We start from the raw sequence: 26,145 nt of genomic DNA, 5'->3' as shown, positions 1-26,145 counted from the left end.
CGGTAATCATAAAAACAAAATGCAGTCTAAAGAAAACAGATTAACCTGTACGGAAGAAGTAAGGGTACGGTTCAATGAAACAGATCCGCTGGGCATTGTCTGGCACGGACATTATATCGTTTATTTTGAAGACGGAAGGGAAGCTTTCGGAAGGGAACACGGACTAACCTATCTTGATATTCAGAAGGCCGGATTTGTTACACCTATCGTGAAAAGTACGTGTGAACACTTTCTTCCTCTAAAATATGGAGAAACTTTCAGAATCGTCACGACTTTCATCAATTCTGTTTCTGCTAAGCTGATCTACAGGTATGAACTTTTCAACCAGGATAACCAGCTGGTGTGCAGCGGAGAAACCATCCAAGTATTCTTAGACAATAATGGAGGTTTATGCTTATACAATCCTGATTTTTTTCAGGCATGGAAAGATAAAATGGGATTATCATGAAGAAGGAAACCTACATTACAGACTATAACTGCGTCACTCCCTTAGGATTTGATATTTCTTCCAACTGGAACGCTCTTGTGGAAGGAAAATCCGGTGTAGCACTACACAAGATCATAGATAGTCAGGAGGCTTTTTATGCTTCAATGATCGATTCTGAAAAACTGGAAGAAGAATTCCACAGCCGTTTTGAGGACACTCATTTTACAAGGCTTGAAAAAATGTTTCTCCTAAGCATGGAACCTTTGATGAAAAGGCATCAGGTTTCTGAAGAAACAGCTTTCATTTTATCCACAACCAAAGGAAACATTAGTCTTTTAAAGAATCAATCTAAGCTTCCGGAAGGCGTTTATCTATCCAAACTGGCTCAAAAAATCGCGGATTATTTTGGTTTTACCACAAAACCTATTGTAGTTTCCAATGCCTGCGTTTCAGGGGTGATGGCTATTGCTGTTGCCAAAAATATGATTCAGGCCGGAAAATATAAAGATGCTTTTGTGATTGCGGGTGATGAACTTTCTGAATTTGTGATCTCAGGGTTCAATTCATTTCAGGCCATTGGAGACGGGCCGTGCAAGCCTTATGATAAAAACAGAAACGGAATCAATATCGGTGAAGCTGCGGCAGCTGTTTATATCACCTCTTCCCCCTCTGAAAATGAAAAATTAAGGTTTAAAATATTAGGAGACTCGGCAGTGAATGACGCGAATCATATTTCCGGGCCTTCCAGAACGGGAGACGGATTGTACGCCAGTATCAGAAATGCCTTGACAGAAGCTGAAGTAACAGCAGAACAAATCGATTTTATCTCTGCGCATGGAACCGCTACTCTTTACAATGATGAGATGGAATCCATCGCTTTCAGCAGAATGAACCTTCAGCATATTCCCCTCAACAGTATGAAAGGCTATTACGGCCATTGTCTGGGTGCTTCCGGTCTTCTTGAAAGCATTATTTCAATGGAAAGTGCCCTTCACGGAACATTAATTCCTTCAAAAAACTTTGAGGAAATGGGTGTTTCAGAGCCACTGAATATCATCAGGGAAAACCAGCAGGCAGAGATTAAGTATATTTTAAAAACTGCTTCGGGCTTTGGTGGATGTAATGCGGCGGTTGTTTTAGAGAAAAAATAAAATAATACCCTTTCAGGATTTTTGAAAGGGTATTTTTATGATAAAATTATTTTAGAATAGAACTTACTGTTTTGTCAGAACAATATTATTAGGTATATCAATAGACCAATCTGTAGGGCTTTGACCAGGAAGAATAAATCTTACACCCTCCTGATTTTCAACTTCTATTATCTTGATGTGAGTAGAATCTATATAAGATATCTTCATCATTATACCTTTATTTTTATGCGGCATAAATACAGTTAATAGATTAGGATGATTATCTTCTGTCAATGCTTTAATTGATCTTTTTTTATCGCTAAAATCGGTATTGCTAAACATTGTGTTATCCTCTGTTATTTGCCCATTTTTATAAATTTTGTGAAAACCAATAATTAGATCTAACCTATCAGAACTTGTTTCAATAATTTTTATATTATTTTCTTTCTTCATGATTAATAGGAAACCATTATTGGTATCTCCCCATTTCCATGTTCCTGCAAACTTGTCAGCATTGGGATCTAGTCTGTGGTAATTGCTTTGAGCAGAACAGTTAGTAAAGATTACACAGAATATTATAGTTAGTAAATAAATTATATTTTTCATTTTTTGCTTCAATTATTGAAGAAAGGCCTTATTCAAAAACAGTAATGAAGTTTATTAGCTATGAGTATAATGAATTAAAAATATCCTATCTTTCTAATACTTTTTTCTTATCTGTACGGATAAGGTTTACTTTTTGATCCAGTCCGTACAAAAAATCAATTAACTGCTGTGCAATAGTTGGCGGAAACATTGATTTAAAATACTTTCTTTCTCCATTATAGTAGAGGATCAAGGTGGTTACCGCTCCGTCATGCCCTTCTTTTTCAGGAAATGACCAGCTTTTTAGGTTGGAGCTTTTCAAAATATTGATCAATTCATCATATAAGGCCTCTGATAGCTGTCCTTTAAACTGTCCTGATCGATCTTTATTATTCAAGACTTCCCCATCCCAATAAATGTTCCGGTTTTTATCGATTTCTAAGTCAATTACCGAACAAGTTCCAAGGCAACCGGTTGTATGATACACTATTTTTTCAAATGAAATTGATGGATCTATATTATACTTCTGCCTGATAAAAGTTACCTCTTCCCTATTTCCAAAATATTCTTTTGATAAATCAGATACAGGGCGAAGTATTAATTTTTTTTTGCTTAGGCTTTTGATAAAAAAATCATATTTGTTCAAATATTGTTTATTTGATCCAACTTTTGTATACTCAGAATAAAAATTGAGGCTGTCACCCGTAATATTTAAAGGGAGCTGCTCTTCTTCTTCCAGCGTACTTAAAATATTAAACCTATTGCCTTTCTCTTTTATTACGATAACATCATTATTCTTTGAGATCCAGGTATCTTGTAACTTCTTTTCTTGTCCGTGTAGTTTCAAAGAAATAACAATGGTAAAAGAGAACAATATAAAAGTTTGTATGATATTTTTCATAGTATCTGGCTTAAGTTACGGACATTTTGTACCCTTTTGTTTTCCAAGAGTTGTATCTCTTTCATTTGCATTAAGGACTTTCTCTTCTTCAGTCATTGTAGTTATTCCAGCTTTAGCCATTGCTTTTACTGTTTCTGGAGGTAGATTAGGGTTATAAGCGGATAAAATATTTTCAAGTGTACTTAAAAAGAATCCAACATTTTGATGCCCTTCCTTAAACCCAAATCTATTCACAATAGTTCCATCTGGCGCATAATCTGCACCTGTTACATAAACAGGATATGTTTCATCAAATTGTGCTTGTCCTAGACGTTTAAGTTCAAAGTCTAAATAAGCATGTGCTACTTCATGATACATGGTTATCAAAATATATTCCTTTGTTGCATTTTTTAACACATTATCATTTAGAAAAATAGTAGCGAAAAATTTATTACTATCTGGTTTAGAAACAGTACTTGTAATTCCATCTTTATCTCCTAAACCGCTTTTACCTTTAAATGTAATTCTATAGTCGTCATTATTTTGGAAAATATCTTTTAATACTCTTGCTAACTCATTATTCATATTAGGTAATTGCTCCAGAAGACTTTGAGCACAAGGATAATCTGTTAATTGATTGATTATATCCTGATTAGGATTTTCCTCCGGCGGATCAGGATATTCATATCCATCATCTCCGCCGCCACCTCCACCGCCTCCAAACGGATCACCCAATGGAGGAAAGCTTTTAGGAGGAACACCTCCGCCACTGTCTCCTTGCCATTCGCAGACCATGTGAGAATAGCTTACCGGTTCGCAGTCTGTTTGTCCATTCAGACAGCCAATGACGATGGTTCTTGTAGAGCATATGTATTTTGCTTTAGCAGCCTTGTTACCGTCTATCACTTCGCTGTGGCTGATGATGCTGGAATATAATACATGCTGGAAGAAGGTCAAAAGATCCATATCGTTCTTTTCATAGAAATATAGCCTGTCTCCTTTTCTTACCGCTTCCATCAAAAGGACAACCTTATCTTTTTTCACAATAGGAACCAGTAGGTATTTTTCACCAAACTGACCGAAACTCATCGCATAATTCCAATACAGTTCACCATACGTGGTATTGAAACGTTCCAGATTGGCATGTTTCAGGAAAACCTGCTGTACTTTCCCGATATATACATCATCTTCTTTCCATAAGCTTCTGGAAGCATATTTAGCTGAAGAAGCAGATACTGCCTCTTTTGAGGTTTCCTGCTGAAGAAAATCTTCGCGGGCACATGAATAGATAGAGAATGCTGCCAGGAGAACCAGAAGCAGCTGTCTTACATTTAATTTTTCTCTCATACATTTTGTTTTCTAGCGGATTAAATATAATTAATTTTTCCCAATTAGGTGATTTTTAAAAAATAATTTATCTCTTATTCTGTATGTAACAACTTTCCGTTATAAACCAATACCCAACAGTTATCATTTCAAATTATTTTATATTTGTAAAAAAAAGCAATGTTGCTGACCATGAAGAAAACAACCCGCTGCATCATAGAACATTCAAAAATAACCGTTGATGAAAACCTTATTTTTGAAAGTCACAGTACCTCTTTTCAGGAATTTGCAAAAGAAGCTTATAAAAGTTTAGAACTCAGCTATCCTAAATTTCATAAAATGGATAACCTGAGCAAGCTGGCTTTTCTTTCCGCTGAAATGATTTTAAAGGATGAAGACCACAGCCGTACCGCTTTGGTTCTTGCCAACCGTTCTTCCAGTCTGGATACCGATCATAAATACCAGGAAACCATCAATTCGCAGGAAAATTATTTCCCAAGCCCCGCCGTATTTGTATATACCCTTCCCAATATTTGTGTAGGGGAAATCAGCATCAGGCACAAAATGCAGACTGAAAATGCTTTCTTTGTTCTGGAAGAATTTGATGAGCAATTCTTAAACGATTATGCCGAGCAGCTCCTTTTATCGGGGAAAGCAGAAAAAGTTCTCTGCGGATGGACAGAACTTTATCAGGATAATTACAAAGCTTTTGTATATTTGCTGACCTTATAAAAAAATTAAACACTATAAATACAATGTAACCATTTTGAATTCTAAGGATTGATATACGGATACATTGTTGAATTGGTACATTATTAAACTATTTTATGGAAAACTTAAAAACTGAATTAAAGCACAAAATCATTGAAGTTCTTAACCTTGAAGATGTTTCCGCAGAAGAAATTAAAGATACAGATCCTTTATTCGGAGGAGGATTAGGACTTGATTCTATCGACGCTCTTGAACTGATCGTTCTTTTGGATAAAGACTACGGAATTAAATTATCTGATCCTAAAAAAGGAAAGGAAATCTTCCAGTCTATTGACACTATGGCGAAATTCATTGAAGAGAACAGAACGAAGTAAATATAACAATGTAACAGTGTATCAACCTATCCATCATTGGTAAACTGTTACATTCATGCATTGTTACATTATTTAAAATGAATCAGAAAATTGCCATAACAGGAATGGGCATCATTTCTTCCATCGGAAACAACGTGGAGGAAAATTTTGTTTCACTGAAAACCGGGAGACATGGTATTTCAGACATTCAGATGTTTGAAACCCGTCACGCAGGAACATTCAAGACCGGTGAAATAAAAAAATCCAATGAAGAACTTGTACAGCAACTTCAGCTTTCTGAAGACAACAATATTACAAGAACTTCTTTATTGGGTATGGTTGCCGCTAAAGAAGCAGTAGAAAGTGCCGGAATCTCAGATATCAACGGATACAGAACCGGGCTGATTTCTTCCACCAGCGTAGGCGGAATGGATGTTACTGAAAAATACTTCTACTCTTACGAAGACTTTCCTGAAAAGCAAAAATACATCGATGCTCATGATGCGGGAAATTCCTCACTGGCCATTGCTGATTATCTAGGTTTGAAAGGAATGGTTTCTACCATCAGTACCGCCTGTTCATCGGCAGCCAATGCCATTATGATGGGGGCAAAACTCATCAGAAACGGAGTGCTGGACCGCGTCATTGTTGGCGGAACGGATTCTCTTTCCAAATTTACCCTGAACGGATTCAACACGCTGATGATCCTCACTGATTCTTACAATACCCCTTTCGATAACGACAGAAAAGGTCTGAATCTGGGAGAAGCAGCCGCTTATATCGTTCTTGAATCTGATGAGGTGGTAAAAAAAGAAAACAAAAAGGTTCTCGCTTATCTTTCCGGATATGGTAATGCCAATGATGCCCACCACCAGACCGCTTCTTCGGAAAACGGACAGGGGGCTTTCCTTGCCATGCAGCAGGCTCTGAAAGTATCAGGACTGAACAAAGAAAACATCGACTATATCAACGTTCATGGAACAGCAACACCTAATAATGACCTTTCTGAAGGAATTGCCATGATCAGGATATTTGGTGAAGGACAGGTTCCTGAGTTCAGCTCTACCAAAGCATTTACCGGGCATACGCTGGCAGCAGCGGCAGGTATTGAAGCGGTATATTCTATTCTGGCCATGCAGCATGGAGTTATTTTCCCGAACCTGAATTTTAAAACGAAAATGGAAGAGTTCGACCTTACACCAATCACTGAGCTGAAAGAGAAAAGCATCCATCATGTCCTTTCCAATTCATTCGGATTTGGAGGAAATTGTTCTACTTTAATTTTTTCAAAATCATGAGTGCCGTATACATCAACAGTGCATCCTGCATCTCAGTTCAGGATACTTTAAAAGAGAACTTTTTTCAAAATCTCAACCCTGAAAATTCGGTTCAGACCTTAAAGGCAATTGATCCGAATTATAAAGAATTTATTCCTCCTGCCATGATCAGGAGAATGTCCAAAACGGTAAAAATGAGTTCCGTTGCATCTCATTATGCGTTGAAAGAAGCCGGAATTGAGCAGCCGGACGCCATTATCGTTGGTACCGGAATGGGGTGTTCCCAGGATTCTGAGAAGTTTCTGAAAAATGTAATCGATAATCATGAAGAATTCCTTACCCCTACATTCTTCATCCAATCAACACACAATACCGTAGCCGGGCAAATTGCTCTGGGGCTGCAGTGTCACGCTTATAATTTCACGTATGTCAACACCTCTTCTTCTCTGGAATTTTCATTTCTGGATGCCAAGCTTCAGATTAATGACGGGGAAGCAGACAACGTTCTTGTTGGCTCTACAGACGAGCAGACGGGCAGAACAATGGAATTATACTGTTTAAATAACACCATTAAAAAAGAGGAAGATCTTCCTGCTGATTATCTGCATTCGGAAACTAATGGAGTAATTTGGGGCGAAGGGGCAGCTTTCTTCGTACTTGGAAAGAATAAAACAAATAATTCTTATGCCCGGCTTAAAAACATTCAGATCAGCAGTAAAGTAGATTTGGATGAAACCCAGGATTTTATTGATGGGTTTTTAGCTCAAAATAATGTAAAAAATGAAGACATTGATGCTGTGATCCTTGGATTCAGCGGAGATGCAAAGTCAGACCTGTATTATACCAAAGCTGCGGAACTTTTTCCGGCTTCTACCCTGTTGTATTATAAACATCTGAGTGGAGAATTTAATACGGCAAGCGGTTTTTCAACGTTTATGGCCTGCCATATTCTGAAAGATCAGCAAATTCCGGATGTGATGATGATCAATGATGTGAAAAAAGGAGAGGTCAGAAATATTCTACTTTATAATCATCTGGCGGGAGAAGATCACAGTCTGGTACTTTTGGAAAGGGCTTAGATTTTGATTTTAAACCATTAAGATCTATAAACTGTAAGGTTAATTTAACGTTCAGGAACTTTGATGCTGAAACTTAAAAACAATTAATGATTTGCCCGTGAAACACTATCCATTTATACTATTTTATCTTTTCTGCAACGTGATGATCTATGCGTTTCATGGAAGCTTTTGGGTGTATCTGGCTGGCTTTCTGGCTTTTTCTGCGGTGGTAGTATGGGGTTCTTTCGATATTGAACTGGGATATTTTGTCAACAGTATCACCCATAAAAGAACAAGGATCAAAGAAACAGCATTGACTTTTGACGACGGGCCAACCGAATTCACTCCTAAATTTCTGGATCTTCTGAAAGAACATGAAGTAAAAGCTACTTTCTTCTGCATCGGGAAACAAATTGAAAAGTATCCTGAAATTTTCAAAAGAATTATAGCAGAAGGACATACCATTGGAAACCATACATTATCCCATTCCAATTCAACCGGCTTCCTATCAACATCAAAAATGACAGAAGAGATTGAAAAATGCGATGAGGTCATGATGAAGATCGGAAATATTAAAACGGATCTGTACAGACCTCCTTTTGGCGTCACCAATCCGAATATCGTCAAAGCCATCAGAAAAACAAACAAGACAAGCATCGGCTGGAATGTCCGTTCATTGGATACCATTATTGATGACGAAAAGAAAATTTACAAAAGGGTAACTCAAGGCCTGAAGAAAGGCAGTATAATCCTTCTTCACGACACTTCTGAAAAAACGTATCGGGTATTGGCTGATTTATTGTTATTTTTGAAGGATAAAAAATACTCAACGTTTACCGTTGATACTCTTATAAAATCAAAGAAAAATGATTAAAAATATTGCTTTTGGAGCGTTTTTATTAGTTTCTGCGTTATTTTCTGCACAGAATACTTCCATGTCTGCCACAGAAGCCAAAGCATTTGTTACAAAGGTTTCATCAGAAACCCAGGAAATCAAAACCCTGCAGAGTGATTTTACCCAGACAAAAAAAATGGATTTTCTGGACAAAAGCATCGTTACTTACGGCAAAATGTCCCTGAAGACGCCCAATACGCTAAGCTGGAGATATACCAAACCGTATCAGTACAGCATTGTTTTTAAAGACAACAAGATCTTCATCAATGATCAGGGGAAAAAATCTTCTGTAGATGCCAAAAGCAAAACATTTGAGAAGATCAATAAGCTGATTGTGGGAAGTTCAAACGGAAAAATGTTCAATGACCCGGAATTTACAGTGGCTTATTTCAAGAACGGAAACTTTAATATTGCCCGGTTTACTCCAAAATCCGCCCAATTGCTGAAATATATCAAGCAGATTGAACTTCACTTTCCTAAAAACCAATCTACGGTTTCACAGGTGAATATGACAGAGCCTTCAGGCGATACCACCAATATTGTTTTCAAAAATACCAAGATCAATGCTGCCATTGCTGCGTCAGAGTTTAGTCTATAGTCTGGTCTTCATCCTGCTTATTTCCTGTAAAACGTATCAGCTTACAGGGGCAAAACCTGTTTCATACTCTGAAAAGACTGTTGAAAATCTGTATTTCTCTTCCGGTGAAGATTATGTTTACAAATGCCAGATGGATATTTACAAGAACCACGTAAGCGGCATTCTGATCGTCAAAAAACTGAATGAAACAACACACCGTGTTGCGATGACTTCAGACTTCGGAAATAAATTAATTGATTTTGAGATCTCTGAAAATGATTTTAAACTGAATTACGTTCTTCCTGATTTGGATAAAAAAATCGTCATTAATTTCTTAAAGAATGATTTCCGGGAACTTCTGCGTAAACAATATCCGGTGAATGAAACTTTTGAGAATGGTCATTCGAAAATATTCCTGTCTAAAATGGATAACAAAACCTATTATCTGTTTTTCGGAAAAGAAAACGGACTGTTGAAACAGATCGTGTATACAAAGAACAATAAGGAAAAAATCGATTTTACTTTTGATGCAAAAAAACATATCTTCGCAGATAGTCTGAACCTTCAGCATAAGGATTTCAAGATCAATATAAAACTATACCAAATAACAGAAACTGAAACTAACTAGCCATGAAAAAACTTATTATTTTATCATTCGTACTGATATCAGCCTTGTCTTTTGCACAGGTTACTTTCAGCCCGGGAATCAGAGCAGGTGCTAATTTTTCACATTTTTCCAACACTGAGCAGTATAACTATTATTATGCAGAAGAGTTTCCCAATGCGGCCAAACCTTATCTGGATTTTAAAACGAAAACCGATTTTTATATCGGATTTTTAGGAAACATCCGTTTTACAAAATTTTATGCGCTTCAGCCTGAAATTAATTATTCCAGACAGGGTGCCAAAATAGATACCAATGTGAATAACTGGAACGGAACAAAACTTTCTGTATCGTATTTAGGATTTCAGCTTGTCAATAAGTTTTATTTCAATAAGTTTAATGTCCATGCAGGCCCAACTGTGGAATTTGTACTTGACAATAAGAATTTTGAACCTCAAAATAAAGTCGATCTTGGGATAACTGCCGGTGCAGGATATGATATTACGCCCAATCTGGGTATTGAAGCCCGCGTAAAAAAAGGATTTATTCCTGTAGAAGGCTATAATAACAACCACTATAATGTAGTTTTCCAGACCGGACTCTACTATACATTTAATCTGAAAAAATAAAATCATGCAGACGCTACTTACAGACTTTTATACTTTAGAATCCTATGAAAAAGGGGAAAACGGAAGTTTTACAGCCCATATCAGCCTGCAAAAGGAACATGATATTTTCAAAGGGCATTTTCCGGGAAATCCGGTGACTCCGGGAGTCTGTATGATGCAGATCGTAAAGGAACTGGCTGAAAAATTCACCGGCTCAGAATTATTTTTAAAAACGGCGTCGAATGTAAAGTTCATGGCAATTATCAATCCTTTTGAGACACCGGATCTGAAGCTGCAGCTGGATATTACCGAAGACGAAACAGATGTTAAAGTAAAAAACATCACCTCTTTTGGCGAGACTATTGCATTAAAAATGACGGTAAGCTATAAAAAATTAATGTCATGAAACTTATATTCTCTTTAATAACAGCCTTTATTCTATTCTTTCAGACTGATCTTGAAGCTTTAAGAAACAGCTATGCAAAGGCTAACTCATCCAACACCAATACAGAATCATTCATCAACCTGGCAGAGAAGCAGTCCGGTTCTGATGCGGTTACTTCCGGTTATAAAGCTGCTGCTCAGATTATGGAAGCTAAAATTGCCAAAAAGAACAGGAAAGCACTCGTAAAAAACGGAGCAACCAGTCTTGAAAGCATTATCAAGAACAATCCGAATAATATTGAACTCCGCCTGATCCGATTAAGCGTACAGGAAAATATTCCTAAAATTGTAGGCTACCGCGGCAGCATCAAAGATGATAAAGCTTTCCTTATCGACAATTACAGTAAGCAGAATACAACGCTTAAAAACTATGTTAAAAAGTTTGCCATGCAGTCCAAGTCTTTCTCAGATACTGAAAAAGCATCTTTAAAATAAAACCATGACCCTTCCTGAAGTACAGAATGTAATCTCCGAAAAAAAGATTTGCATTTTAATACCTACCTACAATAATGAAAAAACTCTGAAAAGAGTGATAGACGGTGTTTTAGATTACACTGAAAATATTATTGCGGTAAATGACGGCTCTACAGATGCTACACCTGATATTCTGGCCCAATATCCACATATTACGGTTATTACGCTGGCAGAGAACCAAGGAAAAGGAAATGGTCTGAAAACCGGCTTTAGAAAAGCTAAAGAACTCGGCTATCATTATGCCATAACGATTGATTCAGATGGACAGCATTATCCGGATGATATTCCTGTTTTTGTAGAGACTCTTCTTCAGGAAAAAGAGGATGTTCTCCTGATCGGGAACCGTAATATGTCTCAGGATGGAATTCCGAAAAAAAGCAGTTTTGGGAACCGTTTTTCCAATTTCTGGTTCTGGTTCGAAACCGGAATCAAGCTGGAAGATACCCAATCCGGGTACAGATTATATCCCCTTCTTAAAATTCCGAAGAAATATTTCACCCCAAAATTTGAATTTGAGATCGAAATTATTGTAAGGACTGCCTGGAGGCATGTTCCGGTAAAGAACGTTCCGATAAAAGTATTATATGATCCGGCAGAGAGGGTTTCCCACTTCAGGCCGTTCAAAGATTTTACACGAATCAGCATCCTGAACACCATCCTGGTAATCATTACCCTTTTTTATATTATTCCGAGAAACTTCGTGAATAACTTCAAAAAAAAAAGTTTTAAAAGATTCATAAAAGAAGATGTTCTGGAAAGCGACGGAAGCAACCGTATCAAGGCTTTTTCCATTGCGTTGGGGGTCTTCATAGGGCTTTCTCCTTTCTGGGGATTTCAAACCCTTCTGGTGATCAGCCTATCTGTTCTTTTTAAACTGAATAAAGTACTGGCATTTGTGTCTTCCAATGTAAGTCTGCCCCCTTTTATTCCTTTTATCATAGCAGCTTCTCTTTTTTTAGGAGCTCCGTTTGTGCAGGGTGACAGTAATATCCTGGGCCAGGACCTCAATTTCGAACTGGTAAAAAATAATCTGCTGCAATATGTTATCGGAAGTTTTATCCTGAGTACAGCTTTATCTTCTATTTCTGGAATTGCCGTTTTTCTTTTCCTGAATAAACTCAATCCTGAGAATGATTAGGAGGGAATTTACTTTTCTAGAATCGAAATTTTCCATTATACAATGTTTGTTTTTTTATCGCAAAGGGTTTCATTCTATACCGCTTAATCAACTCCGTTGATTCGATGAAGCGGGCATTTTAACCATCCACTTAGTCAGTGACGAATTTGCTTTTTTAAAAATCAATAGCATAATTATGTGAAAATCTTCTTGCCACTAATAAATAATTCGTGCATTAGTGGCAGAAAAAAATAACCTCATTAAGTCAATAAATTAAGCTTAATGAGGTTATTATCGAAGACTTATAGGGCATTAATCTTCTATTTTCAATTGTGGATAACTTGTTAGTAACGTATTAGCAAGCTATCGATAACTTGTTAAAAAACTGATATTCAATTTATTTTAAAATAAACTGTATAAGATCATTTAAAAATTCCTGATCCACATTTCCTTTAATTCCGTAGTCTTTTGGAGAAGGAGTTCCGGTACCTTTGATAAATATGTGGCTTAGGGACGGATACCATTTGAAAACAGCTGTTTTATCATTTTTAAGAGCATTTTTCCAAAGACTGAAATCTTTTTCCGTAACCTGATAGTCTCTGCCTCCCTGAGCAAAGAACATCGGTGATTGGATCGTCTTTACCTCATCAAGCGGTTTATAAGTCTGTAAATATTTCCAGTAAGCACCCGAAAGACCTAAGGGAAGTTCAGACGATGGTGTATCTGCAGTAAATTTCCCCGAATTCAAAAATGCTACCTGCTTTTTGATATTTTCCACTTCTGTCTGCGGCAGTCCGGTAGGATTTACTTTATGAATATACTCATACTGATCCAGGATCAGATCCTGCATAGGTCTTGCATTTCCTGCCATAAAAATATATTTTGAAGCTTTGGCTTTCCCAGCTATTCTCGGCATCAGATAAGCACCCAGACTATGTCCCAGAACAATAATCTGGTAATCTTTATAATCTGCGTTAGTTTTAAAATAGTTTACCACATTGACAGCATCATTAATAGTTTCATCCGCTGCTGTAGACTGTTCGCTGAAGGTTTCCGGATTAGAATTGGTACGCTTATCATAACGGTATGAAGCTATTCCATTTTTGAAAAGATCGTCAGCTATATCTTTAAAAGGCCTGTTATCTCCAATCGCTTCATCCCTATCCTGAGGCCCAGAGCCGTGAACAAAAACAACCAACTTTTTCTTTGAATTCTGTTCAGGCACCAGCAGTGTTCCTTTTAACTCAATATCTCCGCTTTTAATTTTCAAAGCGGTTTTATCATCCGCTTTATCAAAAATCTTATGAGGCACCAACAGGAAACCGATGATCTTGTTCTGCTCATTAAAGGTGATCAGGATATCCAGTTTTGATTTTTCAAATTCTGAATAATAGTAGTATTTATCATTTTCCTGATTAACTTCCACAACATTTTTAAATGCTCCCAGATTACCTAAAATCTGATCTACAACACTTTTAAGGTCTCTTACAGGAATCTCTCCCGCTATGGAAGCATCAAAAGAGGCATGGGCCTTTTCTGTATTTTTATCCACCAGAAGGGTTTTAATAAAAGTATTTCCCAGATCTTTCCTCTCCTGGGCAAATGAGACTAATGATACTAAAATCAAAAATAAGATGAATGTTTTTTTCATGGTAATTTATTTATAAACGACATCCGAAAATGATAACAGACTCATCACAATGGTAACAAATATTGCGATAATAACCAGAACGATCTGTATTGTATTATGGGTTTTCTGCAGATCCTCTTCTTTAACCTCGAAAGAATACTTGATCTTTTCCGGATTTCTGATAATTCGCCAGATAAATACAAGAATAGCCAGATTCAGCAGAATGGGAGCAAAAAGAAACAGCTTACTTCCAAAACCGTCATTCTTTCCTCCGTATCCATGAATCGGGATAATATCCGGAACAGAAGTGTATATAGTGAACAGATACACCGTGTAACAAATAATGATCACAAAAGGGATGCAAAAGAGAAGCTTGATATTTTTAGAGATCATTTTAATTTTTTTAGCGTTTTCTTCAGGTATTTTTCTACATTTTTCCGGTCCGGAACTGTAGTAATTTCTTTGGTAAGGGCTGTTTCAAAGGCCGTTTTAGCTTTTGAATATTCTTTTTTATTGAAGTAATATTTTCCTGACTGATAATATACAAGCCAAAAATCGGGATTCAGAGATTCATAGTAAGGGATGAAATCTTCTGTAAGCACTATATCTTCAATGTCGGCAGCATTATTAACCTCGGTACTCATCAATTTATACTGTTCATATTTTTCAAAGTCTTCAGAATCTGCAAACGGATCTCTGGCGATGTTTAGTCCGGTTCTTGCTTTCAGGCTTTCCGCAGTATTTTTGTCTGAAAAGATCTCATTAAGATCATAGCAGACAAATTCTCCCAGCTGATAAGGATTTGAAGAAACCCACACCAGTTTTTTCTCCGGCGAAAAGATCACGGCATGATGAGCGAGCAGCTGGTTAAGCGCTTTTTCGTTTCCATAGCCTATTTTCTCATGCTTCAATCCGGAACGGTCTCTTAAAATAGCCGCCATTTTTTCAGGGTTCAGCTTTTTATTTTCCTGCAACAATTCCTGCAATTTTTCATAGCGGTACTCGGAATGACTTTCCGCAATATGTTTCTGATTCCTCTTATCTTCTCTATAAGCATCAGACTGGAAGTGGTTGGTACAAATAAGCTGGCTTGTATTCTGTACTTTATACACACCGAAATTTTTCGGTGAAACTTCAATAATCACTGCATTCTTATCATGAGCACTACCTACCAAAATAGATTCGGATACAAATACTTTTCTTTTTTTAGCGATGACAATAGCTTCATCAATATTTTTTGCATACTGAAGAATTTCTCTTGTCACAAAGGAAATCGGAGTTTTAGCGGTCAGCGGAATTTTAGATTTTCCGGCATTGATCGTCACGGTAATGCCTTCTTTGTTCATCCCGGAAACAACCCCCGTCATTCCCGGCCAGCTTACAGACATGTAGGGAATTCCGTTTTCAGGCTCTACAAATTCTATCAGCTTATTTTTAGCAAAATCTTCTCCAACATAGAAATCAAAATTCCTTCCGATGAGAAGGTCTCCGTCTTCTGTATTTTCATTCCATACAGCAAGCGAAGAACAGCCAACCATAGCAAGATCCTGCAAGGCATGGCCAATGTCATGGGCTCCGTGAAGATAGAGGCTTCTCAGGTATTTTAGAGCAATAAAATTGTATTTATCAGATGAATATTGAGATAAACCGTATAGTTCTGCCTGGTAATCTTCTCTTACATTGAGGTACATCTTCCGGTTGTACCACTTAAGAAATCCACGCAGCAGTTTCTGCTTAAATTTTGACGGTACAAATCCCTCCACTTTGGAAAAGAAGATCTCTTCCTGATGCTGCATCAGGTTCTGGGTAAGGGCACCGTTGTTATATCCAAGCTGCAGAGGATTTCCTTTGATATATAATTCCCACAGCTGCTGTTTGTTTTTGGTTAAATAATTCCTGTTGAAGCTGAATGTTGAATCATTAATCTTTTTAACATTCGGAGTTTCCAACTTATATTGACTGATCTCCGGAATATGACGGACAGATTTTGAAACCCCGCAGGAAGCGAGCATAAAAAGAAGGATAAAATAAGCTCTCCTGCTTCCGGAAAACAGCCTGTTATAGTTTTTCATTATTCTTGATCATTTGGGTCAGGCGGGCATCAATATGTTCTTTTCCTAAGATTTCCGCACAGGTATTAAAAGCGCCTATCGTTACCCCGAGAATTCCGTGCATATTCACAGACTGTCCGGTAAGAAACAGGTTATCAATCTTCGTTCTTGGTGAAACCATTGTCTTTAAAGGGTTATCCGAACTCTTCATATATCCATACATATTTCCCTCTAAACTGCCGATATAATCCCGGTAAGAAAGCGGTGATGAAGTATAAACACTTTTAATAGAATTTCTTAGTCCCGGAATTTTCTTTTCCAGAGCTTCAATCATTCTTTCCGCTTTTTCCAGCTTGAATTTTTCATAAGCCGCCCCCCGTTCGTGTTCCTCTGCAACAGTATTGACTGTTGTCTCCCAGATTCTCACTTCTTCGAAATCCATATAGGAAATGGCCGTGAGGCTTTCTGCATATTCCGGATGATGCTTGGACGGAGTGGAAGAAAGCATATAGGTTACGGGCCAATTTTCCTTGGTATACTGATAAGCATTCCACACCTGTTCTTCCGATTGATAGTGGTACAGGTTATAATTGAAGTTCGGAACTGAATGTGGTTTCAAAACCAGATAGACACTGAAGCATGAAGAAACGGGTTTCCAGCTTAGTACTCTGTTCAAAAAAGACTTTTTCAGCCTTTCCTCTCCGATGAGTTTTATTGCTGAACGGATTTCTATATTGGAAATAAATTTTTTCGCTGTATATTCTTTTCCGTCACTGGTTTTTACGGAAGTTAAAACATCATTTTCATTAAAAACGAATTCAGAAACCTCGGAATGTTTATGAACTTCTGCTCCATATTGCCGAAGCTTCCTGATGAGCAGTTTTGAAATCTGGCTTCCTCCTTTTACGCATTTGTATGCGCTCTGAATATAAGAGTTTACAGTTAGTGCGTGTACATAGAACGGTATATTTTCAGAATCTCCGGCGTATAGAAAATTAGATCCCAGCAATACAGCCTGTAGCTTTTTATTCTGGGTAACGGATTCTATAAATCTTTTGGTGTTGAGATGCAGGATCTCTTCATTATAATTATCTTTTCCTACGACATGATATCTTGGAAACTGTCCGCAGACATACTGAATTTCTTCGCAGTAGTTTTCCAGGTTTTGCTTTTCTCCGGGAAAATAAGCGGTGAGCTGTTCAATGAAGTTTTCATATCCCTGTGCGTGAGGATATTCAATATTCTCATCTTCAAAACTTATTTTATCATAACCGTCTTCATCCATTTGATGAAGTTCCAGCTCATCCATGATCTCAAGATAAGAGAAAAACTGATGGAGATTCTGTCCTTTTGAAAGCCCTCCCAGATAGTGAACTCCAGTATCAAAAATCAGCTTATCCCTTGAAAAGGTCTGCAGATTTCCGCCGTATTGGTTATTTTTCTCCAGAACGCATACTTTCAGGCCTTCTTTCGCCAAAATAAGAGCCGAAACAAGGCCTCCCAATCCGCTGCCGATCACAAGTATGTCGTATTCTTTTTTCAAAAGGAGAAAGTTGAGTGTTTTTAATTAAAAAATTCAGAAAATAAGGGATTTTAAATGCTTATTCTTTCTACAATCCTAATTTTCCAAATGATTTGAGTCTGTTATTTAGTTTTCGGGATAAAATTAGAAAAATTAATCCATATCATCCCAAAAATCAAAATAATTGAACCACTGAAGCGGATATTTTTTAATCATCGATTCAAGATTCTGTACATAGGAATTAAGAAGTCCCTGAGAATCACGGTTTTTAATATTCTGAGCAACCCTGGCATATAAGTGATAATGAAGATTTTTTTCTTTCATCACATATACATAGACTACAGGTACCCCAAGGCGGGAAGCAATAAGGAAAGGACCTGCAGGAAATTTTGCACTTTTCCCCAGCAGATCTGCCTCCAGATATTTGGAACCTTCAAAATAGCGGTCTCCGGTAAAACAGATCAGTTCATTGTCTGATAAAGCTTTATTGATGTCGAAAATATGAGACATATCCTCTTTTACGTAAATGAATTTGATATTGCTCTTTTTTACGGCTACTGTTTCAAGATATTCTTTAATAACGGTTACTTCCTGATCTGTGGTTACCAGGTTGATCTGGCAGTCAAAGTCAATATCGGCAAAGAAATGTTCTGCAATTTCAAAGTTTCCGATGTGGGCACTGATCAGGACTCCTCCTTTTTTCTGGGCGAGAAGGTTTCTCAGATTTTCAATCCCGTCAAATTCATAGGTATATTTTTCCCGCAGTCCTGCAGAAATAGCTGTTTTATCGATCAAAACCTTTCCAAAGGTGAAATAACTTTTAAAAACTGAAATTTTGGCCTTCCAATAGCCGTAATTAAGTCTTTTTCGGAAATAATAAAAGATATAGCGGTTGCTTCGGTTCAGAAACAAAAAATAGTAGGAAGCAACAAAATAAAGAACAAAATAGGAACTCCTGATTCCGATATTTCTAATACACCAGACGAATATTTTGTATCCTGTTATGGTTCCTTTAGATTTACCTTTCCACTTGTTCATATATATAATTTACCAATGTAACAGTATACCAATGCAACAATATCTTTCATTGGTACACTGCTACATTATTACATTGGTACATTTTTTAAAAGAATAAAGATTCAATCTATAATTAGGCGTTTTTTTCTGCGATCTTATTTTCAATAGTTGTATAAAAATCGTCAAACGTGATCATTTTCTTAAAGTCTGCTTCTCCTAATTTCACCCCGAAATTAGATTCAATGATTACCACCATATCTATATAATCCAGACTGTCTAAGCCCAGAGTGCTTTTAAGGTTGGCATCATTGCTGATCTCATCACCATCCACTTCGAATTCGTTTACTAAGAAATCATTAACGATGGCAACAATTTTTTCCCTTTCCATGTTTTTCTAATCAAATTTTTTAACAATTAATGCGGAGTTGGTTCCCCCAAATCCGAAAGAATTCGACAAAAATACATCAATTTTTTGATTTTTCGTTTTTGGGACTAAATTTATCCTTTGAGCTTCATTATCAGGATTTTCCAGGTTAATATTCGGTGCCACGAAATCATTCTGCATCATCAGAATTGAGTAAATAACCTCACTTGCCCCCGCCATCCAGCACTCATGTCCGGTCATTGACTTGGTAGAACTTACCGGAACTTCTCCTCCAAATATCTCAAAAATAGCTTTTGCTTCATTGGCATCTCCAATCGGAGTAGATGTTGCGTGTGCGTTAATATAATCGATATCTTCAGGCTTTAATCCGGATTGCTTCAAAGCTCTGTCCATTGCTAAAGCCGGCCCGTCTACATTTGGTGTTGAAATGTGCCCGCCATTGGACGAGAACCCATACCCGATGATCTCTGCAATGATTGGAGCACCTCTTCTTTGCGCTGACTCCAAGCTTTCTACCACAAGGGAAGCAGCTCCTCCGCTTGGTATAAGGCCATCTCTTCCTGAATCAAAAGGTCTTGAGGCTTTTGTAGGCTCCTCTTCTCTTACCGAGAACACACCTAAGCCGTCAAAACTGGCCATAGAATATTTATTGGTTTCCTGTGCTCCTCCGCAGATGATCATATCCTGAAAACCATTTTTAATCATCATATAGGCTAATCCTAAGGAATGCGATCCACTGGCACAGGCTGCGCTGATGGTAAGATTGATTCCTTTCAGCTTGAATATCGTTGAAAGATTCATCGTTACGGTAGAATTCATTGATTTAAAGATCGCTCCCGATCCCATCAATGTTGTATCTTTCTTTTCTCTTGCAATATCTATGGACTCCACCACTGCCTGAGAAACACTGTCGTTTCCATATAAAATACCTACTTCATGGGCATCCAGAAATTCCTGGTCTATGCCTGCCTGCTTTAATGCGTCTGTGGTAGCCAGGTAAGCATACTCGCTTTCCTCCCCCATACTTACGCGCTGGCGTCTGTTAAGGAGATTTTTAAGATCCGGTTTCGGAACTACTCCGGTAAGTCCTGATCTGAAACCAAATTCTTTTCTTTCCTGCACTAAAGCAATACCGGATTTTCCTTGATATAGGGATTCTTTGACTTCTTCCAAAGAGGTCCCGATGCAAGAATAAATTCCCATTCCGGTAATTACAACCCTATTTTCCATTTATTTATATTGAATTTAACAATGTATCAGTCTAGCAATGTAACAATATTTTCATTGAGATCAATCAACAGTGGACTGATACATTGGTATATTGTTCTATTTATGAGTAAATTCCCCCGTTAATATTCACCACTTCACCAGTAATATAAGAAGCTTTTCTTGATGCTAAGAAAGCAACCAGATCGGCAACTTCTTCCGCTTCGCCAAATCTGTTGGCAGGAATCATTGCTTTAAGCTCTTCTTCGTTAAAATCCTGGGTCATATCTGTTCTGATAAATCCCGGAGCCACTGCATTTACGGTAATATTTCTTTTGGCAACTTCCTGGGCAAGTGCTTTTGTGGCTCCTACCAAAGCTCCTTTTGCAGCAGAATAATTGGTTTGTCCTGCTGTTCCTTTTACTCCGGAAACTGAAACCATATTGATGACTCTTCCGTATTTGTTACGAAGCAGCTTCTGAATAAAAAAGTTGGTTACATTGAAGAACCCGTTCAGACTGGTATTGATTACGCTTGTCCAATCTTCATTCTTCATCCACATGAACAATCCGTCTCTGGTAATTCCGGCATTATTGACTATTACTTCTACCAAAGCATCCGGGTTATTGTCCTGCCATGCTGTAAGAATATTTTGAGTTTCTTCGGCATTGGCTACATCGAACTTAAGAATTTCTCCTGTAGCACCAAGTTCCTGTACTTTAGCCAGTGTTTCTCTTGCTGCAGCTTCATTGGAAGCGTAGTTAATCAGTATATGATAATTTTTTTCTTCTGCCAGTTTCAGACAGACAGCTCTTCCAATACCTCTGGAGCCGCCCGTTATAATTGCACATTTCATGTGTTAGCTGTTTAGTTTTAGTTTTTTTAAGTTAACTTTTAAATCCCTAGTTTATTGACAATCCAACCGTATTAATAGTTACATGGTCTTTAAATATTTTTTAACTTCCTCCAGATACGGATACATCACCATATCGCTGGAGAATGCAGGAATAATCTTTCTGATTTCGTCATAAAGCTCTTTGGTAGAAGACGAAATTTTATCCTGAAAATCAAGATATTCAATAGCCTGAATGATGGTAATCGCTTCAATAGCCAATACTTCAAATGCATTCTCTATTACTTTTCTACAAATTACGGCTGCATTGGTTCCCATACTTACAATATCCTGATTGTCATTATTATTAGGAATACTGTGTACATACATGGAGTTCGACAGCATCTGGCTTTCTGCCGTGGTAGATGTTGCCGTGAACTGAACGCCCTGCATCCCGAAATTGAAGCCTAATTTACCTAAATTTACAAAAGGAGGCAAAATTTCGTTGATCTTTGCATTCAAAAGGTAGTTCAACTGCCTTTCGGCAAGCATCGTCAGCTTGGTAACAACGATCTTTAATTTATCCATTTCCAAAGAGATATAATCCCCATGGAAGTTTCCTCCGTGGTAAACGTGCTGATCTTCTACATTGATAATTGGATTATCATTCGCTGAGTTGATCTCATTTTCGAGAACATTCTCCGTATATTCCAGTGTATCCAGAACCGGACCTAAAATCTGCGGAACACATCTCAATGAATAATATTCCTGTACTTTTTCTTTAAATACTTTTTCCTGTTCTTCAAAATGAGTGTATAGGTGATCTTCTCTTTTTCTGATTAATTTACTGTCAGCAAGATGGGCTCTCATTCTTTCAGCCACTTTCTGCTGTCCATAGTGTTTTTTGGTACCGTTCAGTGCTTCAGAAAGGTGATCATCATAGGCCTGTACAATTTCATTAATAGCACAGGAAAGCCTGATGGAGATCTCCGTCAATTGATTGGCTTTATAGGCATTCACAATCCCAATCCCGGACATCACGGAAGTTCCGTTCATTAAAGCAAGTCCTTCACGGATTTCTACTTTTATAGGCTCCAGTCCTTCTGCTTCAAAAACTTCTTTGGTCAGCTTTCTTTCCCCTTTATAAAAAACTTCCCCTTCTCCGATAAGAACTAAGGCAAGATGGGCAAGTTGTACAAGATCGCCACTGGCTCCCACGCCTCCGTGTTCAAAGATCAATGGTGTAATATCTCTATTGATTAATTCTGTAAGCAGATGTACAACAGATTGGTGTACTCCTGAATTTCCAAGTGAAAGAGTATTCAGCCTCGCCAGCATACAGGCTTTTACTTCCTGCGCAGGCAAAGGGTTACCGATTCCCGAAGAGTGGCTTCTGATCAGGTTATACTGAAGCTGGTGGGTATCTTCATCACTGATCTTGAACTGTGCCATTGGGCCAAAACCTGTATTCACACCATATATTACTTTATTCTTTGAAAATTCCTTTAAAAACTGAAAACTCGTCTCCACTCTGTCTAAAAGTGTTCCGTCCAGTTCTATTTTTTCGTTTTCAATAATGATCTTTTGAAAATCCTTCAGTTGTAAAAAGTTATTTATTTTCATCAATTAAAAGTAATAGTTGATAATTTTGTAAAATATTAATTATTTGTCACTAATTTTGCGGCAAAGATAAAAGTTATTATTAAAATAAAAAATCAAAGATGAGCAAAGAATTTGTTGATGTTCTCGTAATCGGTGCTGGACCTTCCGGATGCGTATCTTCTTCATACTTAAAGAAGAACAATATCAGCGTAAAAGTTGTCGAAAAAACAAAATTCCCAAGGCTGGTAGTCGGAGAAAGTCTGATCCCGAGGGTAATGGATCATTTTGATGAGGCCGGGCTCTTTCCTGCTTTAGATAAAATGGGGTTCGAGAAAAAGCTGGGTGCACGTTTTCTTCGCGGCGATGAAGTCTGCATTTTTGATTTCAGCAATAAGTTCGGAGAAGGCTGGGACTGGACCTGGCAGGTTCCGAGAGCTGATTTTGATAATACTTTGGCCCAGGAAGTAATCAACAAAGGTATTGACCTTGAATTTGAAACGGAAGTCATCGGGATTGAGTTCAACGGAACGGATTCTGTGACTACTGTAAGAACCAAAGACGGGGAAACGAAAGAAATACATGCTAAGTTTGTGATTGACTCGAGCGGATATGGCCGTGTACTTCCACGCCTGTTAGACCTTGAGAAACCTTCCAAATTATCTCCACACTCTGCTATTTTCTCTCACGTAAAAGATATCAATCGTGAAGAAGGCGAAGAAGGAACACTGATTTCTTTTGACATTATAGAAACGGAAGTATGGCTTTGGGTAATCCCTTTCTCTAACGGAAATACAAGTTTAGGAATTGTAGGCCCTACGGAATATATTGAAAAGCTTTCTGAAAACGGAGATCCAGCGGAAGCACTGAGAAAGGCCATTTCTCTTTCTGACTATTATATCAAACGTTTTGGTGATGTGGAATTTCTTTTTGAGCCGAGACACCTGAAAGATTATTCATGCTCTGTGAAAAAGCTGTACGGTGACGGATTCGCGTTAACCGGGAATGCTTCAGAATTCCTGGATCCTGTTTTTTCATCAGGAATGGCTTTTGCTACGGAATCAGGAATGCTTGCCGCAAAACTGGCTGTAAGACAGCTTAACGGTGAGAAAATCGACTGGCAGAAGGAATACACCGATTATATATTATACGGAGTAGATGTCTTTACCACCTATGTAAAGGAGTGGTATACCGGAAATCTTCAGGAGCTGTTCTTTCATCAGCCTGAAAACCCGGATGTGAAGAAAAAGATATGTGCCGTACTGGCCGGATATGTCTGGAACAAAGACAATCCTTTTGTAAAGAAACACGACACTGTGATTAAGAATCTTGCCAACCTCATCAAACTTGAAAAAGAGCAGCAGGAACCATCATAAAAAAGCGGTCTGAACATTCATTCAGACCGCTTTTCATTTTTATTTAATTTCTTTACTGATAGCTTTTCCTAAGAGCTTACCGGTAGCTTCATAAGCCGCAGCGATTCGTCCGTATTCCCAAGAAAATTCACTGTTCATCTTTTTCCCTAAAATTTTATCACCTTGTAATTTCATGATTATTTTTGAGGGATTATCAGTCTCGACAAAAGCCAGCTCTGAAGTCAGTTTACCTTCCTGAGAACCGATAAATCCGCCATACCAGCCCGCGTAGACCCATTTTGTATCAATGATTAGAGTGTATGTTGTTGCAGCATTACTTTTAAAGACTATTTTCTTCGACTTATTATTAATCCCATTTAAAAAGTGCTCCAGATAGCCACACTCTTTAAATTCTCCCCATTGAACAGCCCAGTTTCCCCAGGCGGCTTCTCCTTTTTTGGCTGTAATATCTGCTTTCCTGTTTTCAAGGTATTCTGCTTCCGTTAAGTTCTTTTCATGGAAAACCACATTATTGAATTTCAGCTGAACATTCACTTCTGTCTGACCTTTTAAGAAATCAAAATTACCCCATTCATAATTTATTTTATTCTGGGCAAAAGTCATTGTTGTAATAGCCGCAAATAACAGCATTAGTAATTTCTTCATGGTTATTGATAATGTTTTTAAAATAGTAAATATAGATGAAAAGTTCCTTTTGCAGAAATGTTAAATTTTATTTCGTTCCACCTAAAACCTGTTGTTCTTTCATTAAGAACAATAAAAAAGACTGCTGTTGGCAGTCTTTTTTATGATTATTTTACTTCTCTTTCAATTTTCTGGGCGAGTGTCTTCCCTGTTTTGGCAAAACCTTCTCCTACTCTTGTTTCGTTGTTGAAGTTACTTCCCCACTGATCTCCCGGCGCTTCTATACTTTCTATATCACACAGTACTTTTTTCGTTGTACTGTCAACAAAAGTAAGTTGTGTTGTTACTTTTGCCGGCTGCTTCATGATCCCTGCATCCCATCCCGGATAAACCCATTTTACTTTTACCATCAAGGTGTATGGTCCTCCAGCATTTTCTTTCAGTTTAGTGTTGATATTTTCTTTAGAAAGAACTTTGTTGAATATCATAATAAATTTGGGATTCCAAAGTTCTTCTTTACTTCTTTCCCATTGCTTTTTCCACAGTTCACCGGAGCCTTCTGTTTTTTTATTCAGTTCTTCAATTCTTCTGGGAATATATTCTGCTTCGGTGAAGTTTTCTTTTAATAGTTTCATTTCAGAGTAATCGAAAACAACATTTACCGTTTCAACTCCTTTTAAGAATTTAAGATCTCCACTCTGGATTTTCATTCTCTGAGCCATCGCTGTAACTGATATAGTCATAGCGAGTACTAATGATAATAATTTTTTCATAGTTGATAATTTTTTTAGGTTATAAATTAAAAGCTGTTTTTATTGAAACCTCCATTATTTTTTGGTATAATGCTCTACTTTCAGGGCAAGCATTTTGGCTGTCTTTGCGTAACACTCAGCCATTCTGTCGTTATTATTGGGAACTCCGAAACCGTTGTCTCCGGTAGCTTTTATTCCCTCAACAACCATTAAAACATGATCTGGATTTTCTGTTTCTACAAAAGTCATTGTGCTGTTGAGTAATGAGGGATCACTTGCAAGAGGCATGAATGCCCCCATATGAATCCATTTGGGTTCAACGATAAGGGTATATTTGGTTTTCTCGAAATGGGTTGAGGCTTCAATTCTGGTATTTTTATTCCACGATGTTAAAAACTTTTCAGGAAAGGTTTGTGTTTTGGTCAGCTCCCAGTCTGTTTTCCATTTTTCAGCTTCTTCTTTTCCTTTAGAGGCCTCAATTTCGTTCATTCTTTTGGTTATAAACTCATTTTCTGTAAAATTCTTTCTTTCAAAAGTTACTCCTTCAAATTTGAAAACTACTTTTAAGAATTTTTCACCTTTTAAGAAATTATAATCTCCGGAAATAACTTTTACTCTCTGTGCCGTTAATGCCGCTGAAAATACAAGCAGGAGAAAGGCAAAAAAATTTTTCATGGTTATGTGT

At 37.5% G+C, this 26,145-nt stretch carries 29 protein-coding genes; 14 read left to right on the top strand and 15 right to left on the bottom strand.

All coding sequences use genetic code 11. From position 1 onward, the window contains the following. Positions 1-19 precede the first annotated feature (19 nt). Both J2Y40_RS12610 and J2Y40_RS12605 read left to right on the top strand, forming a co-directional pair. Entirely contained in the window at positions 20-448 is a 429-nt protein-coding gene (locus J2Y40_RS12610; RefSeq protein WP_309999270.1) for an acyl-CoA thioesterase, read from the top strand. Continuing rightward, positions 445-1,578, top strand: a complete 1,134-nt coding sequence (locus tag J2Y40_RS12605; RefSeq protein WP_309999268.1) for a beta-ketoacyl synthase N-terminal-like domain-containing protein — start codon at positions 445-447, stop codon at positions 1,576-1,578. Before J2Y40_RS12610 ends, J2Y40_RS12605 begins: the two co-directional genes overlap by 4 nt. Positions 1,579-1,641: 63 nt before the next feature. Here the strand turns inward: J2Y40_RS12605 and J2Y40_RS12600 are convergent, their stop codons facing one another. From J2Y40_RS12600 to J2Y40_RS12590, 3 genes are all read right to left on the bottom strand, one after another. Further along, positions 1,642-2,163, bottom strand: a complete 522-nt coding sequence (locus J2Y40_RS12600) for a DUF6705 family protein (RefSeq protein ID WP_153396203.1) — start codon at positions 2,161-2,163, stop codon at positions 1,642-1,644. Between the two features lie 85 nt (positions 2,164-2,248). Then, a complete protein-coding gene (locus tag J2Y40_RS12595; RefSeq protein ID WP_153396205.1) occupies positions 2,249-3,043 on the bottom strand; it encodes a DUF6438 domain-containing protein in 795 nt (264 codons plus the stop codon). A gap of 15 nt (positions 3,044-3,058) precedes the next feature. Beyond that, positions 3,059-4,369: a hypothetical protein gene (locus J2Y40_RS12590; protein WP_309999264.1), complete on the bottom strand. Its 1,311-nt coding sequence runs from the start codon at positions 4,367-4,369 to the stop codon at positions 3,059-3,061. Between the two features lie 171 nt (positions 4,370-4,540). Between J2Y40_RS12590 and J2Y40_RS12585 the strand changes: the two genes are divergently transcribed. The 11 genes from J2Y40_RS12585 (at position 4,541) to J2Y40_RS12535 (ending at position 12,487) form a co-directional block, all read left to right on the top strand. After that, positions 4,541-5,080, top strand: coding sequence for a 3-oxoacyl-ACP synthase (locus J2Y40_RS12585; protein ID WP_309999261.1), 540 nt, complete (start codon positions 4,541-4,543; stop codon positions 5,078-5,080). 95 nt (positions 5,081-5,175) lie between these two features. Then, the gene (locus J2Y40_RS12580; RefSeq protein ID WP_153396211.1) at positions 5,176-5,433 is read left to right on the top strand and encodes a phosphopantetheine-binding protein; all 258 of its coding nucleotides are present in this window, start codon (positions 5,176-5,178) and stop codon (positions 5,431-5,433) included. 77 nt (positions 5,434-5,510) lie between these two features. After that, entirely contained in the window at positions 5,511-6,710 is a 1,200-nt protein-coding gene (locus J2Y40_RS12575) for a beta-ketoacyl-[acyl-carrier-protein] synthase family protein (protein WP_309999255.1), read from the top strand. Continuing rightward, positions 6,707-7,768 (top strand): beta-ketoacyl synthase N-terminal-like domain-containing protein, encoded by a 1,062-nt coding sequence (locus tag J2Y40_RS12570; protein WP_309999253.1) that lies wholly within the window; start codon positions 6,707-6,709, stop codon positions 7,766-7,768. Before J2Y40_RS12575 ends, J2Y40_RS12570 begins: the two co-directional genes overlap by 4 nt. Before the next feature lie 97 nt (positions 7,769-7,865). After that, on the top strand, positions 7,866-8,621 hold the full coding sequence (locus tag J2Y40_RS12565; RefSeq protein ID WP_153396216.1) for a polysaccharide deacetylase family protein: 756 nt from the start codon (positions 7,866-7,868) through the stop codon (positions 8,619-8,621). Continuing rightward, positions 8,614-9,240 carry an outer membrane lipoprotein carrier protein LolA gene (locus tag J2Y40_RS12560; protein ID WP_153396218.1) on the top strand — a complete coding sequence of 209 codons (627 nt, stop codon included), beginning with the start codon at positions 8,614-8,616 and terminating at the stop codon, positions 9,238-9,240. Before J2Y40_RS12565 ends, J2Y40_RS12560 begins: the two co-directional genes overlap by 8 nt. Continuing rightward, complete coding sequence (locus J2Y40_RS12555) at positions 9,206-9,847, top strand: hypothetical protein (RefSeq protein ID WP_309999249.1); 642 nt, start codon at positions 9,206-9,208, stop codon at positions 9,845-9,847. Before J2Y40_RS12560 ends, J2Y40_RS12555 begins: the two co-directional genes overlap by 35 nt. A gap of 2 nt (positions 9,848-9,849) precedes the next feature. Continuing rightward, complete coding sequence (locus J2Y40_RS12550; protein ID WP_153396222.1) at positions 9,850-10,452, top strand: porin family protein; 603 nt, start codon at positions 9,850-9,852, stop codon at positions 10,450-10,452. Between the two features lie 4 nt (positions 10,453-10,456). Further along, the gene (locus tag J2Y40_RS12545) at positions 10,457-10,837 is read left to right on the top strand and encodes a 3-hydroxyacyl-ACP dehydratase (RefSeq protein ID WP_309999246.1); all 381 of its coding nucleotides are present in this window, start codon (positions 10,457-10,459) and stop codon (positions 10,835-10,837) included. Continuing rightward, positions 10,834-11,310 carry a hypothetical protein gene (locus J2Y40_RS12540; protein WP_153396226.1) on the top strand — a complete coding sequence of 159 codons (477 nt, stop codon included), beginning with the start codon at positions 10,834-10,836 and terminating at the stop codon, positions 11,308-11,310. Before J2Y40_RS12545 ends, J2Y40_RS12540 begins: the two co-directional genes overlap by 4 nt. Positions 11,311-11,314: 4 nt before the next feature. Then, complete coding sequence (locus tag J2Y40_RS12535) at positions 11,315-12,487, top strand: DUF2062 domain-containing protein (protein ID WP_309999244.1); 1,173 nt, start codon at positions 11,315-11,317, stop codon at positions 12,485-12,487. Between the two features lie 376 nt (positions 12,488-12,863). Here J2Y40_RS12535 and J2Y40_RS12530 read toward each other — a convergent pair whose 3' ends face one another. From J2Y40_RS12530 to hutH, 9 genes are all read right to left on the bottom strand, one after another. After that, positions 12,864-14,117: a DUF3887 domain-containing protein gene (locus J2Y40_RS12530; protein ID WP_309999242.1), complete on the bottom strand. Its 1,254-nt coding sequence runs from the start codon at positions 14,115-14,117 to the stop codon at positions 12,864-12,866. A 6-nt stretch (positions 14,118-14,123) separates the two neighbouring features. Further along, positions 14,124-14,489, bottom strand: coding sequence for a hypothetical protein (locus J2Y40_RS12525; RefSeq protein ID WP_309999240.1), 366 nt, complete (start codon positions 14,487-14,489; stop codon positions 14,124-14,126). Next, positions 14,486-16,168, bottom strand: a complete 1,683-nt coding sequence (locus J2Y40_RS12520; RefSeq protein ID WP_309999238.1) for a C45 family peptidase — start codon at positions 16,166-16,168, stop codon at positions 14,486-14,488. The genes J2Y40_RS12525 and J2Y40_RS12520 overlap by 4 nt, the downstream gene beginning before the upstream one ends. Continuing rightward, the gene (locus J2Y40_RS12515) at positions 16,155-17,690 is read right to left on the bottom strand and encodes an NAD(P)/FAD-dependent oxidoreductase (RefSeq protein WP_309999236.1); all 1,536 of its coding nucleotides are present in this window, start codon (positions 17,688-17,690) and stop codon (positions 16,155-16,157) included. Before J2Y40_RS12515 ends, J2Y40_RS12520 begins: the two co-directional genes overlap by 14 nt. Before the next feature lie 132 nt (positions 17,691-17,822). Beyond that, entirely contained in the window at positions 17,823-18,707 is an 885-nt protein-coding gene (locus J2Y40_RS12510) for a lipid A biosynthesis acyltransferase (RefSeq protein WP_153396238.1), read from the bottom strand. A 112-nt stretch (positions 18,708-18,819) separates the two neighbouring features. Next, positions 18,820-19,074: a phosphopantetheine-binding protein gene (locus J2Y40_RS12505; RefSeq protein WP_153396240.1), complete on the bottom strand. Its 255-nt coding sequence runs from the start codon at positions 19,072-19,074 to the stop codon at positions 18,820-18,822. 6 nt (positions 19,075-19,080) lie between these two features. After that, on the bottom strand, positions 19,081-20,301 hold the full coding sequence (locus J2Y40_RS12500; protein ID WP_153396243.1) for a beta-ketoacyl synthase: 1,221 nt from the start codon (positions 20,299-20,301) through the stop codon (positions 19,081-19,083). Positions 20,302-20,401: 100 nt separating this feature from the next. After that, on the bottom strand, positions 20,402-21,133 hold the full coding sequence (gene fabG, locus J2Y40_RS12495; RefSeq protein WP_153396245.1) for a 3-oxoacyl-ACP reductase FabG: 732 nt from the start codon (positions 21,131-21,133) through the stop codon (positions 20,402-20,404). Positions 21,134-21,211: 78 nt separating this feature from the next. Next, the gene (gene hutH / locus J2Y40_RS12490; protein ID WP_185151977.1) at positions 21,212-22,732 is read right to left on the bottom strand and encodes a histidine ammonia-lyase; all 1,521 of its coding nucleotides are present in this window, start codon (positions 22,730-22,732) and stop codon (positions 21,212-21,214) included. A gap of 98 nt (positions 22,733-22,830) precedes the next feature. Here hutH and J2Y40_RS12485 point away from each other — a divergent pair, with 98 nt between their 5' ends. Then, positions 22,831-24,084, top strand: coding sequence for an NAD(P)/FAD-dependent oxidoreductase (locus J2Y40_RS12485; RefSeq protein WP_309999234.1), 1,254 nt, complete (start codon positions 22,831-22,833; stop codon positions 24,082-24,084). A gap of 39 nt (positions 24,085-24,123) precedes the next feature. Here the strand turns inward: J2Y40_RS12485 and J2Y40_RS12480 are convergent, their stop codons facing one another. From J2Y40_RS12480 to J2Y40_RS12470, 3 genes are all read right to left on the bottom strand, one after another. Continuing rightward, positions 24,124-24,729 (bottom strand): hypothetical protein, encoded by a 606-nt coding sequence (locus tag J2Y40_RS12480; RefSeq protein WP_309999232.1) that lies wholly within the window; start codon positions 24,727-24,729, stop codon positions 24,124-24,126. 146 nt (positions 24,730-24,875) lie between these two features. Then, positions 24,876-25,481 (bottom strand): hypothetical protein, encoded by a 606-nt coding sequence (locus J2Y40_RS12475; RefSeq protein ID WP_153396253.1) that lies wholly within the window; start codon positions 25,479-25,481, stop codon positions 24,876-24,878. Between the two features lie 54 nt (positions 25,482-25,535). Then, the gene (locus tag J2Y40_RS12470; protein WP_153396255.1) at positions 25,536-26,135 is read right to left on the bottom strand and encodes a hypothetical protein; all 600 of its coding nucleotides are present in this window, start codon (positions 26,133-26,135) and stop codon (positions 25,536-25,538) included. Positions 26,136-26,145: the final 10 nt, after the last annotated feature.

Origin of the sequence: Chryseobacterium sp. 2987, from assembly GCF_031456375.1 — a bacterium.
GTDB classification, from domain to species: Bacteria; Bacteroidota; Bacteroidia; order Flavobacteriales; family Weeksellaceae; genus Chryseobacterium; species Chryseobacterium vaccae.
This window is presented reverse-complemented; position numbering and strand designations above follow the sequence as displayed.

What these genes read in the sequence shown, in the direction of transcription:
- J2Y40_RS12510 (WP_153396238.1), bottom strand. Translation starts at nt 18,707, where the DNA reads ATGAACAAGTGGAAAGGTAAATCTAAAGGAACCATAACAGGATACAAA.
- J2Y40_RS12470 (WP_153396255.1), bottom strand. Translation starts at nt 26,135, where the DNA reads ATGAAAAATTTTTTTGCCTTTCTCCTGCTTGTATTTTCAGCGGCATTA.
- J2Y40_RS12500 (WP_153396243.1), bottom strand. Translation starts at nt 20,301, where the DNA reads ATGGAAAATAGGGTTGTAATTACCGGAATGGGAATTTATTCTTGCATC.
- J2Y40_RS12595 (WP_153396205.1), bottom strand. Translation starts at nt 3,043, where the DNA reads ATGAAAAATATCATACAAACTTTTATATTGTTCTCTTTTACCATTGTT.
- J2Y40_RS12610 (WP_309999270.1), top strand. Translation starts at nt 20, where the DNA reads ATGCAGTCTAAAGAAAACAGATTAACCTGTACGGAAGAAGTAAGGGTA.
- fabG (WP_153396245.1), bottom strand. Translation starts at nt 21,133, where the DNA reads ATGAAATGTGCAATTATAACGGGCGGCTCCAGAGGTATTGGAAGAGCT.
- J2Y40_RS12480 (WP_309999232.1), bottom strand. Translation starts at nt 24,729, where the DNA reads ATGAAGAAATTACTAATGCTGTTATTTGCGGCTATTACAACAATGACT.
- J2Y40_RS12600 (WP_153396203.1), bottom strand. Translation starts at nt 2,163, where the DNA reads ATGAAAAATATAATTTATTTACTAACTATAATATTCTGTGTAATCTTT.
- J2Y40_RS12535 (WP_309999244.1), top strand. Translation starts at nt 11,315, where the DNA reads ATGACCCTTCCTGAAGTACAGAATGTAATCTCCGAAAAAAAGATTTGC.
- J2Y40_RS12570 (WP_309999253.1), top strand. Translation starts at nt 6,707, where the DNA reads ATGAGTGCCGTATACATCAACAGTGCATCCTGCATCTCAGTTCAGGAT.
- J2Y40_RS12550 (WP_153396222.1), top strand. Translation starts at nt 9,850, where the DNA reads ATGAAAAAACTTATTATTTTATCATTCGTACTGATATCAGCCTTGTCT.
- J2Y40_RS12530 (WP_309999242.1), bottom strand. Translation starts at nt 14,117, where the DNA reads ATGAAAAAAACATTCATCTTATTTTTGATTTTAGTATCATTAGTCTCA.
- J2Y40_RS12485 (WP_309999234.1), top strand. Translation starts at nt 22,831, where the DNA reads ATGAGCAAAGAATTTGTTGATGTTCTCGTAATCGGTGCTGGACCTTCC.
- J2Y40_RS12585 (WP_309999261.1), top strand. Translation starts at nt 4,541, where the DNA reads ATGAAGAAAACAACCCGCTGCATCATAGAACATTCAAAAATAACCGTT.
- J2Y40_RS12475 (WP_153396253.1), bottom strand. Translation starts at nt 25,481, where the DNA reads ATGAAAAAATTATTATCATTAGTACTCGCTATGACTATATCAGTTACA.
- J2Y40_RS12575 (WP_309999255.1), top strand. Translation starts at nt 5,511, where the DNA reads ATGAATCAGAAAATTGCCATAACAGGAATGGGCATCATTTCTTCCATC.
- J2Y40_RS12545 (WP_309999246.1), top strand. Translation starts at nt 10,457, where the DNA reads ATGCAGACGCTACTTACAGACTTTTATACTTTAGAATCCTATGAAAAA.
- J2Y40_RS12505 (WP_153396240.1), bottom strand. Translation starts at nt 19,074, where the DNA reads ATGGAAAGGGAAAAAATTGTTGCCATCGTTAATGATTTCTTAGTAAAC.
- J2Y40_RS12580 (WP_153396211.1), top strand. Translation starts at nt 5,176, where the DNA reads ATGGAAAACTTAAAAACTGAATTAAAGCACAAAATCATTGAAGTTCTT.
- J2Y40_RS12520 (WP_309999238.1), bottom strand. Translation starts at nt 16,168, where the DNA reads ATGAAAAACTATAACAGGCTGTTTTCCGGAAGCAGGAGAGCTTATTTT.
- J2Y40_RS12540 (WP_153396226.1), top strand. Translation starts at nt 10,834, where the DNA reads ATGAAACTTATATTCTCTTTAATAACAGCCTTTATTCTATTCTTTCAG.
- J2Y40_RS12605 (WP_309999268.1), top strand. Translation starts at nt 445, where the DNA reads ATGAAGAAGGAAACCTACATTACAGACTATAACTGCGTCACTCCCTTA.
- J2Y40_RS12555 (WP_309999249.1), top strand. Translation starts at nt 9,206, where the DNA reads ATGCTGCCATTGCTGCGTCAGAGTTTAGTCTATAGTCTGGTCTTCATC.
- J2Y40_RS12590 (WP_309999264.1), bottom strand. Translation starts at nt 4,369, where the DNA reads ATGAGAGAAAAATTAAATGTAAGACAGCTGCTTCTGGTTCTCCTGGCA.
- hutH (WP_185151977.1), bottom strand. Translation starts at nt 22,732, where the DNA reads ATGAAAATAAATAACTTTTTACAACTGAAGGATTTTCAAAAGATCATT.
- J2Y40_RS12525 (WP_309999240.1), bottom strand. Translation starts at nt 14,489, where the DNA reads ATGATCTCTAAAAATATCAAGCTTCTCTTTTGCATCCCTTTTGTGATC.
- J2Y40_RS12560 (WP_153396218.1), top strand. Translation starts at nt 8,614, where the DNA reads ATGATTAAAAATATTGCTTTTGGAGCGTTTTTATTAGTTTCTGCGTTA.